This is a genomic window from Enterobacter cloacae complex sp. IR5422, from assembly GCF_049238165.1.
GTDB classification, from domain to species: domain Bacteria; phylum Pseudomonadota; class Gammaproteobacteria; order Enterobacterales; family Enterobacteriaceae; genus Enterobacter; species Enterobacter roggenkampii.
In genome coordinates this window covers 64057-77286 of the sequence record NZ_JBMKHT010000005.1, presented here as the reverse complement: position 1 = coordinate 77286, position 13230 = coordinate 64057, and the positions used below count along the sequence as shown (strand labels likewise).

10 protein-coding genes are annotated in these 13230 nt (G+C 58.2%); 2 read left to right on the top strand and 8 right to left on the bottom strand.

Features of this window, described 5'->3' with window-relative positions; translation table 11 throughout:
- Positions 1-47: 47 nt before the first annotated feature.
- Positions 48-1643, bottom strand: coding sequence for an ABC-F family ATPase (locus tag ACOTXT_RS04160; protein WP_008501187.1), 1596 nt, complete (start codon positions 1641-1643; stop codon positions 48-50).
- Between the two features lie 222 nt (positions 1644-1865).
- On the opposite strand from ACOTXT_RS04160, the gene ldtB reads away from it, so the two are divergent.
- Positions 1866-2786 (top strand): L,D-transpeptidase, encoded by a 921-nt coding sequence (gene ldtB, locus ACOTXT_RS04155; RefSeq protein WP_008501186.1) that lies wholly within the window; start codon positions 1866-1868, stop codon positions 2784-2786.
- A 41-nt stretch (positions 2787-2827) separates the two neighbouring features.
- Here ldtB and ACOTXT_RS04150 read toward each other — a convergent pair whose 3' ends face one another.
- From ACOTXT_RS04150 to ACOTXT_RS04140, 3 genes are read right to left on the bottom strand one after another with little or no spacing between them, the layout of a single operon-like run.
- The gene (locus ACOTXT_RS04150) at positions 2828-3544 is read right to left on the bottom strand and encodes a GntR family transcriptional regulator (RefSeq protein WP_333163654.1); all 717 of its coding nucleotides are present in this window, start codon (positions 3542-3544) and stop codon (positions 2828-2830) included.
- Positions 3545-3559: 15 nt separating this feature from the next.
- Complete coding sequence (locus tag ACOTXT_RS04145; protein WP_023292937.1) at positions 3560-4882, bottom strand: PTS sugar transporter subunit IIC; 1323 nt, start codon at positions 4880-4882, stop codon at positions 3560-3562.
- A 51-nt stretch (positions 4883-4933) separates the two neighbouring features.
- The gene (locus ACOTXT_RS04140) at positions 4934-6310 is read right to left on the bottom strand and encodes a glycoside hydrolase family 1 protein (RefSeq protein ID WP_008501183.1); all 1377 of its coding nucleotides are present in this window, start codon (positions 6308-6310) and stop codon (positions 4934-4936) included.
- 300 nt (positions 6311-6610) lie between these two features.
- Here ACOTXT_RS04140 and ACOTXT_RS04135 point away from each other — a divergent pair, with 300 nt between their 5' ends.
- Positions 6611-7714, top strand: a complete 1104-nt coding sequence (locus tag ACOTXT_RS04135) for a succinylglutamate desuccinylase/aspartoacylase family protein (protein WP_333163651.1) — start codon at positions 6611-6613, stop codon at positions 7712-7714.
- Between the two features lie 114 nt (positions 7715-7828).
- Here ACOTXT_RS04135 and ACOTXT_RS04130 read toward each other — a convergent pair whose 3' ends face one another.
- From ACOTXT_RS04130 to ACOTXT_RS04115, 4 genes are all read right to left on the bottom strand, one after another.
- Positions 7829-8869: an aldo/keto reductase gene (locus ACOTXT_RS04130; RefSeq protein WP_025912876.1), complete on the bottom strand. Its 1041-nt coding sequence runs from the start codon at positions 8867-8869 to the stop codon at positions 7829-7831.
- Between the two features lie 104 nt (positions 8870-8973).
- On the bottom strand, positions 8974-10497 hold the full coding sequence (locus ACOTXT_RS04125; RefSeq protein WP_126324803.1) for an efflux transporter outer membrane subunit: 1524 nt from the start codon (positions 10495-10497) through the stop codon (positions 8974-8976).
- Positions 10497-12068 carry a DHA2 family efflux MFS transporter permease subunit gene (locus ACOTXT_RS04120; RefSeq protein ID WP_008501179.1) on the bottom strand — a complete coding sequence of 524 codons (1572 nt, stop codon included), beginning with the start codon at positions 12066-12068 and terminating at the stop codon, positions 10497-10499. The genes ACOTXT_RS04125 and ACOTXT_RS04120 overlap by 1 nt, the downstream gene beginning before the upstream one ends.
- The gene (locus tag ACOTXT_RS04115) at positions 12065-13159 is read right to left on the bottom strand and encodes an HlyD family secretion protein (protein WP_021240968.1); all 1095 of its coding nucleotides are present in this window, start codon (positions 13157-13159) and stop codon (positions 12065-12067) included. Before ACOTXT_RS04115 ends, ACOTXT_RS04120 begins: the two co-directional genes overlap by 4 nt.
- Positions 13160-13230: the final 71 nt, after the last annotated feature.

Genomic DNA, 13230 nt, shown 5'->3' with positions numbered 1-13230 from the left:
CAAAGTCACCCGTAGGCCCGATAAGCGAAGCGCCACCGGGCTTTTTTTTAGCCGTCGATACCTTTGCTGCGCAGGTAATCTTCGTAGTTACCGGTGAAGTCCACCACGCGCTCTGGCGTAATCTCGATCACGCGGGTTGCCAGCGAGCTGACGAACTCACGGTCGTGAGAGACGAAGATCAGGGTGCCCTGATACATCTCCAGCGCCATGTTCAGGGATTCGATCGATTCCATATCCAGGTGGTTAGTCGGTTCGTCCATCACCAGGATGTTTGGTTTTTCCATCATCAGCTTGCCGAACAGCATGCGGCCTTTCTCGCCACCGGAGAGCACTTTAGCCGGCTTTTTGATGTCGTCCTGGCTGAACAGCAGACGGCCCAGGATGCTGCGCACCGCCTGCTCGTCGTCGCCTTCCTGCTTCCACTGGCTCATCCAGTCGAAGACGGTCAGGTCATTTTCGAATTCGTACTCATGATCCTGCGCGTAGTAGCCAATCTGCGCGTTCTCGGACCATTTCACGGTGCCGTTGTCCGGCTGCAGTTCGCCGACCAGGGTTTTCAGCATGGTGGATTTACCCACGCCGTTGGCGCCCAGAATGGCAATCTTCTCGCCCACTTCCAGCAGCAGGTTGAAGTTTTTAAACAGCGGGCCTTCATCGAAGCCTTTGGTAAGGGCTTCCACTTCCAGCGCGTTACGGAACAGCTTCTTGTCCTGCTCGAAGCGGATGAACGGGTTCTGACGGCTGGAGGCTTTAACCTCTTCCAGCTTGATTTTGTCGATCTGACGCGCACGCGAGGTCGCCTGACGCGACTTAGAGGCGTTAGCGCTGAAGCGGCTAACGAAGGACTGCAGGTCCGCAATCTGCGCTTTCTTCTTGGCGTTGTCCGCCAGCAGACGCTCGCGCGCCTGGGTGGCGGCGGTCATGTACTCGTCATAGTTGCCCGGATACACGCGCAGCTCGCCGTAGTCCAGATCCGCCATGTGCGTACAGACCATGTTCAGGAAGTGACGGTCGTGCGAGATGATGATCATGGTGCTGTCGCGGTCGTTGAGCGTCTGCTCCAGCCAGCGGATGGTGTCGATGTCCAGGTTGTTCGTTGGTTCGTCGAGCAGCAGGATGTCCGGGTTAGAGAACAGCGCCTGAGCCAGCAGCACGCGCAGCTTCCAGCCTGGCGCAACTTCGCTCATCGGGCCGTAATGCTGTTCAACCGGAATGCCGACGCCCAGCAGCAGCTCGCCCGCACGCGCTTCCGCAGAGTAACCGTCCATCTCGCCGTACTGCGTTTCCAGATCGGCCACCTTATAGCCATCTTCTTCGCTCATTTCGGCCAGCGCGTAGATGCGATCGCGCTCCTGCTTCACTTCCCACAGCTCCGCGTGCCCCATGATCACGGTGTCCAGCACGGTGAACTCTTCGAAGGCGAACTGATCCTGACGCAGCTTACCGATACGCTCGTTAGGGTCGAGCGAGACGTTGCCGAGGGTCGGCTCCAGATCGCCGCCAAGGATCTTCATGAAGGTGGATTTTCCGCTACCGTTGGCGCCAATCAGGCCGTAACGGTTGCCGCCGCCAAATTTGACGGAAATGTTTTCGAACAGCGGCTTACTGCCAAACTGCATAGTGACGTTGCTGGTAACTAACACGGGGAGATTCCTGCGAAAAGTGTGATAAACACGGCATTATGCCACAATTCCGAATTGAGATCCCGTGTTGCGGCAATCCACTAAACTTTAACAAAATCGAAAAAAATGTGATTTCGTACACATCTGAATTCCCTGTTAGCGGGAATGCACATATAATGCGCTCCCATCACAGATTCAGACTTATCAACTCATCGCCAGAATGGCTTAGATACCTCGCACAACATGAACATGAAATTAACAACGCTTTTTGCGGCGGCGTTAGCCGTAGTAGGTTTTTGTAAGACCGCGTCTGCGGTGACGTATCCCCTGCCGACCGACGGAAGCCGTCTGGTGGGTCAAAACCAGGTGGTGACGGTGCCTGAGGGTAACTCTCAGCCGCTGGAGTATTTCGCCGCGCAGTATCAGCTGGGCCTGTCTAACATGCTGGAAGCGAACCCGGGCGTTGACCCGTATCTGCCAAAAGCAGGTACCGTGCTGAATATTCCTCAGCAGCTGATCCTGCCGGATACCGTTCATGAAGGTATCGTGATCAACAGCGCCGAAATGCGTCTGTATTACTACCCGAAAGGCACCAACACCGTTATCGTGCTGCCAATCGGTATCGGCCAGCTGGGTAAAGACACCCCGCTGAACTGGACCACCAAAGTTGAACGTAAGAAAGCGGGCCCAACCTGGACCCCAACCGCCAAAATGCACGCGGAATACATCGCTGCGGGCGAACCGCTGCCAGCCGTTGTGCCAGCCGGTCCGGATAACCCGATGGGTCTGTATGCCCTGTACATTGGTCGTCTGTATGCGATTCACGGCACCAACGCCAACTTCGGTATCGGTCTGCGCGTGAGCCACGGCTGCGTGCGTCTGCGTAACGACGACATCAAGTTCCTGTTCGAAAACGTGCCGGTGGGTACGCGCGTGCAGTTTATCAATGAACCGGTGAAAGCGACGTCTGAGCCAGACGGCAGCCGCTACATCGAAGTGCACAACCCGCTGTCCACCAGCGAAGACCAGATCAACAACAACGAGATCGTGCCGATTACGCTGAACAGCGCGGTGCAGTCCGTGACCTCTCAGCCTGACGTGGAAACCACCATCGTCGACCAGGCGATTCAGAACCGTTCCGGTATGCCGGTGCGTCTGAATTAATCACGCGCATTACAAAAGCGGGCTTCAAGGCCCGCTTTTTTTTATCCGTTATTCACGATAACAATCCCGCCGTGGTCGTACCGATAGTGGCAGTGGGCATACTCCAGCGCGGTGCCATCTTCCAGATAAATGACCTGCTCCACCTCCAGCACCGGATCGGTTTCCTTACAGACCAGATGCTCCCTGTCCAGCGCGCTGGGCTTTAGCGCCCGCACCACCCGGTATGACCCCATAATTTTCAGCCCCAGGGTCTCCTGCACGTACTGGAACACCGAACCTTCAAGATGGCTTTTCGTCAGGCCCGGCACCAGATTCATCGGCATCACCGTGGAATCCAGCGACATGGGTTCGCCGTTTAATAAACGCAGACGAATAAAGTCATAGACGGGCGCATCGGCGTTAATCATCAGCGACGCCTGCTCTTTTTCGTTCGGGAAGCGCAGTTCAAAATGCACCACCTGGCTGGTAACCGTGCCCAGATGTTCCCAGGTTTTGGTGGCACCGAAATAGTCGCTGCCGGAGAGATCCCACTGCGAGAGCTGGAGGAAGTTTTTGCGGATGAACGTCCCTTGCCCCTGACGGGTGTAGACCAGCCCTTCGACGATCAGCTGGCGCATCGCCTGCTGGATGGTCATCCGGCTGGTGCAGAACTCCGCCGCCAGCGCAAACTGGTCCGGGAGCGGTTCATTGGCGGCGTACTGCTGGCTGATAATGCGTTTCTTGATTTCCCGCGCTATGGTGATGTACTTCGCCGCCATCGTCCTTCCTTACAGTTAGTTTTCTATCCCGCTGTTTTTCAACGCCACTCGCTCGGCAATCTTGAGGAAAGGCAGGTAGAAGAATACACCAAATACGATGATTGCCAACTGCACCACCACCGCCCGCCAGTCCCCTGCCGTCGCCAGCCAGGCGCTGAGAATCGGCGGCGTGGTCCACGGGATCATCACCACGCAGCGCGACATGAATCCCAGCGTGGTACAGAGCCAGGCGAAGTAAATGCCGATGGCGGGCAACAGCACAAACGGGATCATCAGCGGCAGGTTAAAGACAATCGGCAGGCCGAAGATCACCGGCTCGTTGATGTTGAATAAGCCCGGCGCCAGCGACAGACGCGCCACCTGCTTCGCCGACTGCTGTCGGGAGAAGATAAAGATGGCGATCAGCAGCGAGATCGTGCTGCCGGTTCCGCCCACCATGCCAAACGTCGGCACGAAGATGTTGTTGATGATGTGCGGAATGGGCTGGCCGTTGGCGAAGGCCAGCATGTTCTCGTTGGTGTTGATCAGCAGGAACGGCTCCAGCACCACGCTGTTGACCACCGACTGATGAATACCGAGCGTGAACAGGAAGTTGCCGAAGCTGTAGATGAAAATCGTCCCCGGCAGGCTGGTGTTGATCAGCCGCAGCGGCTGCTGGATAAAGGTCGTAATGAGATGAATCAGATCCGTGTGCAGCACGTTTGCCAGCACGGCCGCCAGCACCGCGAACAGGGAGAGCGTGAGGATCGTCGGGATCAGCGCGGTAAAGGATTTGCTGACCGCTGGGGGCACATTTTCCCCGAGCGATATGTGCAGCGCCTTCAGGCGCGAAATCGCGATAAACACTTCCGTTGAGAGCAACCCAATCAGCACCCCGGCGAAAATGCCGGTGGAGCCGATATTGGCGAAGGTCAGCACCTGCGTGACGTTCACCGCGGCGTCGCTGCCAACGGGCGTAACCTGTAAGCGCATCGGCATCATGATGATAAAACTGCTGACGGCGATAACCACTGCCGAAACCGGGTTGTCGAAATCTTTGTTGCGCGCCAGTGACCAGGCGATCATCGGGGCCAGCAGCAGCGCGGCGATGTTAAGCGTGCCGTTGATAATCGCCTCGCCCCACACTTTGAAGTGTGCCAGCGTATCGCCGTGAAAAATCCACGGGAACACCACGTTGTTCACCAGCACCGCCAGGCCGGCGAGGATGAAAATCGGCATCACCGTGGCGAAGGCGTCGCGCAGGGAGCGCAGGTGCACCTGGTTTGCCAGGCGCGCCGAGAACTCGACAAACTTATCGACAAAGGACTGCATGTGCGGTGTGATTTTTGTTTCAGACATAGCGGATAGTTCCCATCAATCAGTCACAAAAACGGCCCGGCAGCGTACGGCTTACATCTCGCGTCCGTTGGTATGGATAACCTGTTTTAACCACGCGTAGCTCTTCTTCGGCACGCGCCTGAGGTCTTTCAGGTCGTGGTTTTCCCGGTTGACGTAGACCACGCCGTAGCGCTTACGCATGTCGCCCTGGGAGCTGAGAATGTCGATTAACCCCCAGCCGAGGTAGCCCATGACCTCTGCCCCATCCTCGAATATCGCCGCTTTCATCGCCTCGATGTGCGCCCGGTGGTAGTCGATGCGGTAGGTATCCTCGATGGGGTTGACGCCATCCCAGGACTCAATCACGCCAATGCCGTTTTCAATCGGGAAGACCGGCATGCGCCAGTCGTTGGCGTAGCGGGTAATGATGGTGCGAAAACCGAGCGGGTCGATCTGCCAGTTCCACTCGGTGGCTTTCAGGTAGGGGTTATTTTTCTCGCCGTGCAGCAGGTAATAGTTGACCGGCGTGCCTTCCGGGATCGCATCGCTGTCCAGCGTTTTGCTGGCGTAGTAGCTGAAGGCCATATAGTCGTTTCTGGTGCGCGCCAGTAGCGCTAAATCTTCGGCACGGTAGATATCACCAAAGCCTTCCTGCTCCACCACCGCCATCACCGCCGGGCTGTAGCCCTGCCCGGCAAAGACGCGCAGCAGGTTCTGGTTGAGGAACTCGTCATACTGCTGGGCGCAGAAGATATCGCGCGGTTTGCAGGTGGCCGGGTAAACCAGCTGGTGCGCCAGCATGCCGCCCATCAGTTGGCCCGGTTTTGTCTGGTGCAGGTATTCGGTCAGCGCCATGTGCGCCACCATGGTATGGTGCTGCAGCTCGTACAGCTCGCGCAGGGTTTGATCGCCTTTCATATAGCCAGAAATGCGGAATGCTTCCGGCATATGGAAGATGTTCTGCTCGTTGAAGGTCAGCCAGTACTTCACGCGGTCGCCAAAGCAGTCGATCATCTTTTTACCGTAGCGGATAAAGGCGTCCATTACGCGGCGGTCATTAAAGCCGTTGTACTCCTGCGCCAACGCCAGCGGCATATCGAAGTGGTAGAGGCAGATCATCGGCTCAATACCGCGGGCGATGAGATCGTCAATAAAGCGGTCGTAAAACGCGATGCCCTCGTCGTTGAACGCGCCGTCACCCTGCGGACAGACGCGGCTCCAGGAGATCTGGAAGCGGTAGCAGTTCATGCCCAGATCCTGCATCAGGTCGAAATCTTCCCGGTAGCGATGGTAGGAGTCGGTCGCGACTTTCCAGTCGGAGATGTTCTCCCCAGCTTCGCGAATGTCGTACACCGACATCCCCTTCCCGCCCTCGTTCCAGGCCCCTTCCGTCTGCATGCTCGATACCGAGTTGCCCCATAAAAAGTTGGCCGGCAGCTGATTGCTCATGTTTCCTCCCTATATGACTAGTCATTTAAAATTTCATGACTAGTCATATAGGCGAAGATGGCATGTCGATCAAAGCGGAGGATCGTTTTTTGTGAGGTAGGTTAGAAAGAAGACGCCGGGCAGGAAAAATGATTCGCGCAAACCCTGTTATTGAGGCCGGTGCGTTAGCCTATGCAAAATCACATTTCCCGATCGTGCCGCTGGCTGGCCTCATAAAATCACTATTAACTTAATGAGCACGAACCACGGCCCAGGCCGAAAAATAAAAATCTCAACCCTATCAAATGGAAAATGACGCTCATGAAGATATTTACTAGCCGTATCGCATTCGCTCTCAGCTTAGCGTTGCCATGCTCAATGACTCACGCGGCAACGGTGTATACGGGTGATAAGGTGCAGGGGGTGCCGGTTATCTCGACTCTGGATGTATCAGACCTGACAGCAGGACAACATCGCTTCATGTTCGAGGGGGTTGAGACAGGAACAGGACAGCGCTGGTATGTCCCCATCATGGTGGCAAAAGGCAAAACGGACGGGAAGAACGTTCTGCTGCAGGCGGGCGTCCACGGGGATGAGCTAAACGGAGTGCGCATCGTACAAAAAGTGATGGAACAACTGGACCCCGCAAAAATGAACGGCAGCGTTATTGGCATTATAGGTCCAAACCGTTCTGGACTTGAAAGGGTCTCCCGGACATGGTCCGTTTCAACCGATGGGGGTGAGACGATCGACTACAACCGCGTGCATCCAGGAAAAGAAACGGGTAACCCTGCCGAGCGTCAGGCATGGATGATGTGGAATAAGGTTTACAAGGGAAATGTCGACCTGGCGATTGACTATCACACCCAGTCTACCGGAACGGCTTATCCGCTGTTCATTTATGCCGACTACCGCAATGCGGATGCCCGGACGATTGCAGAACTTTTTCCGGCCGATCAAATTAAGAAAGATCCCGGCGAAGCCGGCTCAATGGAAACCACCTTTATTCAAAATGGTATCCCGGCGATAACGGCCGAGACGGGAGAGCCGAGGATTTACCAGCAGGATATGATTGCCAGGGGTGTAGAGGGTGCCCGCAATGTACTGATCCATTATAAGGTGATTGAAGGCAAAATCGGCGCAACCGCCATCAGCAATAAAACGTATATTGGTAATGCGATCAGTTCAATACGAGCGACCACGGGTGGGTTTGCGGAAGTTTTCGTTAAACCCGGCGACAGGGTCAAAGCAGGACAAGAGGTCGCCCTGCAGCGAAATGCATTCGGTGATGTTGTCGCGAAGTATTCAGCAGAGCGGGACGGCAAAGTACTGTCAGTTGGAACAGATGTCGTGAGAGAACCCCGAGCCCTGCTGGTAAGAATCCTTGAGCAAAACCCAGCGGCAACCTGCAAAGACGGTTGCTGATTCCCGCCACAGCCCATCGTTGAATCGGCAAAAGCGTGCTCAGTGAAATAAGCCGCTTTCGCCGATTTCTGTACCGATGGGCAAACAAATTTAAAAATTACCTGATGCGGAGAGTTACTGTTGCGCGAGCTGATTACGGCGATACTCTCCCTGCCGCTCCAGCATCCAGCCGGGATACTCGCGCGGCAGCGCGCTCACCGCATCCAGCTGTTTGAGCTCGTCTTCGCTTAAGCGGATCCCGGTGGCGGCAATGTTGTCGTCCAGCTGCTCAACGCGCTTCGCGCCAATGATGACGCTGGTCACTGCCTTCTGGTGCAGCAGCCACGCCAGCGCGATTTGCGCGACGGAGACGCCCTTGCTTTCGGCAATCACGCGCATCACGTCCACGCAGTCAAAGGCGCGCTCTTTGTTCACCGGCGGGAAGTCAAACTCCAGACGGCGGCTACCGGCTTCGCTCTGCCCGTCGCGGCCATATTTTCCGCTCAGCAGGCCGCCCGCCAGCGGGCTCCAGACCATCAGCCCGACGCCTTCGCTCTGCATCATCGGCACCAGCTCGCGCTCAAGATCGCGTCCGGCGATGGTGTAATACGCCTGGAGGGAAGCGAAGCGCGCCAGCCCGAGGCGCTCGGAAATACCCAGCGCTTTGGCAATCTGCCACGCCGCCCAGTTCGAGACGCCGATATAGCGCACGTGGCCGTGCTGCACCAGGTTATCCAGCGCATACAGCGTCTCTTCAATCGGCGTGGCCGGGTCGAAGCCGTGCAGCTGATAGAGATCGATATGATCCAGCTGCAGGCGGCGCAGGCTCTCCTTCACGCTGCTGATGATGTGATAGCGCGAGCTGCCGCGCGAGTTCACTCCTGCCGTCCCGGTTTCGCCAAATACTTTAGTGGCGACTACCACGTTCTCGCGCGGAATTTTCAGGTTTTTCAGCGCCTGGCCGACGATCGCCTCCGAACGCCCTTCCGAGTAAACGTCCGCGGTGTCGATAAAGTTGATCCCGGCATCCAGCGCGCGGCCCACCAGCTGTTCTGCTTCGCTTTGCTGGAGCTGACCAATCTTGCCCCACATGCCGCCTTCACCGCCGAAGGTCATGGTGCCGAGGCAGAGTTCAGAAACGAACAGTCCGGTATTGCCCAGTTTTTGATAACGCATAACGCTTTCCTCGCATGTCGATTGGGTGTCTGTTAGTTATACCCGCCCCTCTGCCATCGCGAATGTGGCGTTCCTGTCCGTTTCTTGCCCAATCCTCTGAATATTTATCCGCGCGGGGCGTCGCCAAAGACGCTGTAGTCCGGCAGCCGCACCTGCTGATACGGCTCCCAGCCGCCGCCGAGCGCCTTGTAGAGCGCCACCAGATCGAGCGCGCTTTGCACCTGCGCCTGTGCGCGCTGCTGCTGGGCCTGCGCCAGCTGCCGCTGGGCGTCCAGCACGTCGATAAAGCTGGCGATCCCCTGTCGATAGCTGTCGCTCGCCAGGTCAAAGGCGTTTTGCAGGGCATCAATGGTTTTCGCCAGGCCCGCTTCACGCTGCTGGTCGGTGCGATAGCTCACCAGCGCATTTTCGACATCGCCGAGCGCGGTGAGCACCGTCTGCCGATAGTCCAGCACCGCGGACCCCTGCTGCGCGCGCGCCACCTTCACGCTGGAGACCAGTCGACCGCCCTGGAAGATGGGGATGGAGACCTGCGGGCCAAAGCTGTAGAAGTGGCTGCTCCAGTCGGTCAGCCAGTTGGTTTCGCTGTTGCGCAGGCCAAACTGCCCGGAGAGGGTAAAACTCGGGAACAGCTGGGCCACCGAGACGCCAATCTGCGCCGTGGCGGCATGAAGATTCGCCTCCGCTTCGCGCACGTCCGGACGGCGTCGCGCGAGCGTAGACGGAATGCCGGTTTGCACGATATCCGGCAATGCGGGCATCGGCTGCACGCTTTGTAACTCCGCATCGAGCGCCCCCGGCGGCTTGCCAAGGAGAATTGCCAGACCGTTCATCGCCTGCCGCGCCTGCGCCTGGTACTGCGGCAGCTGCGCCTCCAGGTTACCCAGCTGTGCCCGCGCATTTTCTACATCCATCTGCGGCGACAGCCCGCCGCGCTGGCGGCTTTCGGTCAGATCCAGCGTCTGCTGCGCGCTTTTAATCTGGGTGTTCAGCGTGGCGATAATGCTCTGCGCCCCGCGCAGCTGGAGCCACGCGCGCGCCACTTCCGCCTCCAGCGACACCAGCGCGTCGTTACGCTGCTCGATAGCGGCTTTCTGCTGCGCTTCGGCGGCTTCCACCTGTCGGCGCACCTTGCCCCAGAGGTCAATTTCCCACTGGGCGTCGAAGCTGCCCTGGTAGAGGTTGATCGGCTGCGTCAGGGGGCCTAACGCGCCCCGCAGCTCAGGATCGACATTATCCAGCTGGTCATACACGCCGTGGGATTTCAGCTCCCCTTCCAGCCCGAGCTGCTGGCGCGTCGCCTGCAGATTGCCGTTCACCGACGGGTAAAACGCCCCGCCCGCCTGGTTAATCTGCTCGCGCGCGCCGGCGATGCGCAGCACCGTCTGCTGCAGCGTCAGGTTTCCGGCGATGGCGCGCTCAACCAGGCTGTCGAGCTGCGGCGAGCCGAAGGTCTTCCACCAGCGCGGGTTGGTCGCGGCGGAGGTCGTCTGCGATTTTACCCCGCTGTCGCCCTTATCGTTCCAGTGCGTGACGGCAGGCGGCGCGGGCGGCTGATAGTCCGGCCCGACGGCGCAGCCTGCCAGCAGCATCATTATCATCAGGGGGTGTAAACGTCTGTGTATCATCAATGTGCTCCTGCACTCCCCTCGCTCTTAACCGGCGAGAGCAACAAACAAAACGGAATCAATAGCAAGGCCACGGCGCTCAGAAGGGTAAAGACGTCGATGTAGGCCAGGAAGCGCGACTGCTCGATCATGGTCTGGTACAGGCGTCCGGTGGCAATCCCGGTGGGATCGCCCACCTGGGTCGTGAAGTTCTGGATCGCCTGGGCGCTTTCGCGTATTGCCTGCTGAAACTGTTCGTTAAACGGCGAGGCGTGGTACGCAAGGTGCGCGCTATGCGCCTGAGACCGTTCGGTGATGGCCGCCGTCGACAGCGAGATCCCGACCGAGCCCGCGACGTTACGGAACATAGTGAACAGCGCCGCCGCGTCGGCATTCAGCCGTCTTGGAATCGAAATAAAGGCAATGGTGGTCAGGGGCACAAACAGGAACCCCAGCCCCAGCGACTGGGCGCTGCGGAACAGCACCAGGGTTTCGAAGTCGATATCCGGGGTCAGCGTGCGCGACCAGAAGAACGACACCGCCAGGCAGGTAAAGCCAAAGGCAATAATCCAGCGCGTCTGCACCACCGGCATCAGCTTCAGCACCAGCGGGATCGTTAATACAATCAGCACCGCCCCGGGCGACAGCACCAGCCCGGACCAGGTGGCGGTATAGCCTAAATCCTGCTGCGCCAGCTGGGGGATCACCACCGAGCTGCCGTACAAAATCATCGCCATCCCCGCCATCAGCAGGCTGGAAATCGCAAAGTTGCGGTCCTTCATGCAGTGCAGATCCACCACCGGCTTTTTGGCATACACCAGCCAGTAAATGGCACCGATAATGCCGATTAGCGTTAACACCGCGAAGGTACGGATAAAGTTCGAGTAGAACCAGTCCTCATCTTCTCCCCGGTCAAGCATCACCTGCAGGCAGCCAAGCCCTAAGGCGATCAGGCCGATCCCCGTCCAGTCGATGGTCAGCTTCTCTTTAGATTTGCTCTCCCACGGCGGATCTTCCAGCAGCTGGTAGATCGCCAGCACCGTCACAATCCCCACCGGGATATTGATAAAGAACACCCAGCGCCAGGAGTAGTTGTCGGTGATCCAGCCCCCCAGCGTCGGGCCGAGGACCGGTGCAACGATAATCGCGATGGAGGAAAGGCCGAACGCTTTGCCCCTGTCCTCCGGCTTAAAGTAATCGAGCAGTACCGACTGCTGCGTGGGCTGCAGCCCGCCGCCAAAAAAGCCCTGCATCACGCGGAACAGGATGATCTGCCACAGCTCGGTGGCGATGCCGCAGAGGAACGAGCAGACGGTAAACATGACGATGCAGATCAGGAAGAACTGCTTGCGGCCAAATACCCGGCTCAGAAACGCCGAGATGGGCAGCACGATGCCGTTCGCGACCAGGTAGCTGGTTAATACCCAGGTGGATTCGTCATAGCTGGACGAGAGTGAACCCGCCACGTGGGGCAGCGCCACGTTGACGATGGTGGTGTCGAGGATCTCCATAAACACCGCCAGGGTGACGACAATCGCCACCGCCCACGGATTGCTGGCGGGCTTCCAGCTGTCGTGGCTGTGATCCGTCATTCCACCGTCACCTTCGGCGCGACCGACAGCCCCAGCGGCAGCGGTTTGTTCGGATCGAGCCCCTTATCAATCACGATTTTCACCGGCACGCGCTGCACAATTTTGACAAAGTTACCGGTGGCATTTTCAGCCGGGAAGGCGGAGAAGCGCGAGCCGCTGCCCTGCTGGATACTGTCAACGTGGCCCTCAAGCGCCATATCCGGCCACGCGTCGACCGACACGGTGACCTTATCGCCGGGCTTCATGCGCTCAAGCTGGGACTCTTTGAAGTTCGCCACCACCCACACGTTCGGCGAAACCAGCGAGAACAGCGCCGTTCCCGCCTGCACCAGCGTACCGGGCTGCACGTTGCGTTTGGTGACAAACCCGTCGAACGGGGCGCGGACTTCGGTGTAAGAGAGGTTCAGATTGGCCGTTTCCAGCTGCGCTTTGGCCTGTTCGACCTGACGCTCGCGCGCTTCAACGTTGGTTTCCTGCTGGCGGATTTGCAGCTGTACCTGCTCTGCCACTTCCAGCTGCGCCTGAGCGCTGGCCAGACCCGCCTGGGCGCTGCGCAGTTGCGCATTCGCAGAATCAATACTTTGCTGGGTGGTCGCCCGCGGATCGACGCCGCGCTGGCGGCGATACTCCGCCTGCGCGTTCGCCAGATCGGCCTGCGCTTTCAGCACCTGCGCTTTGGCTTCGTCACGCTGGGCGGGATACTGCACTTTGGAGAGTGCGAGCTGCGCCTGGGCCTGGTGCAGCTGCGCGATAGCCAGCCCAAGCTGGGCCTGAGCCTGATCGCGCTGCGCGGTGGTATCACGCGGATCGATGACCACCAGCAGATCGCCTTTTTTCACGCGCTGGTTATCGCGCACCCGCAGCTCGGTGACGTAGCCTGCCGTTTTCGGGGCAATCGTCACCACGTCGCCGTCGGTAAAGGCGTCGTCAGTCGTCTCTTCGTTACGGGTTAAAAACCACCAGACCAGCGCCACGACGACCATCACCACCACGACAATGCCGAGGATAATTAACGGTTTTTTGCCCGGGCGCTTACGCTCATTATTGTTTTTGTCCTGCTCGTCAGCAGGCGGATTTTGATCTTCAGCCATAGTTCAGCAACAGTCCTGTCAGTGAGCGGCATCACACTATGCCGTTCACTAAAGCTAGGACGTTGCTATAC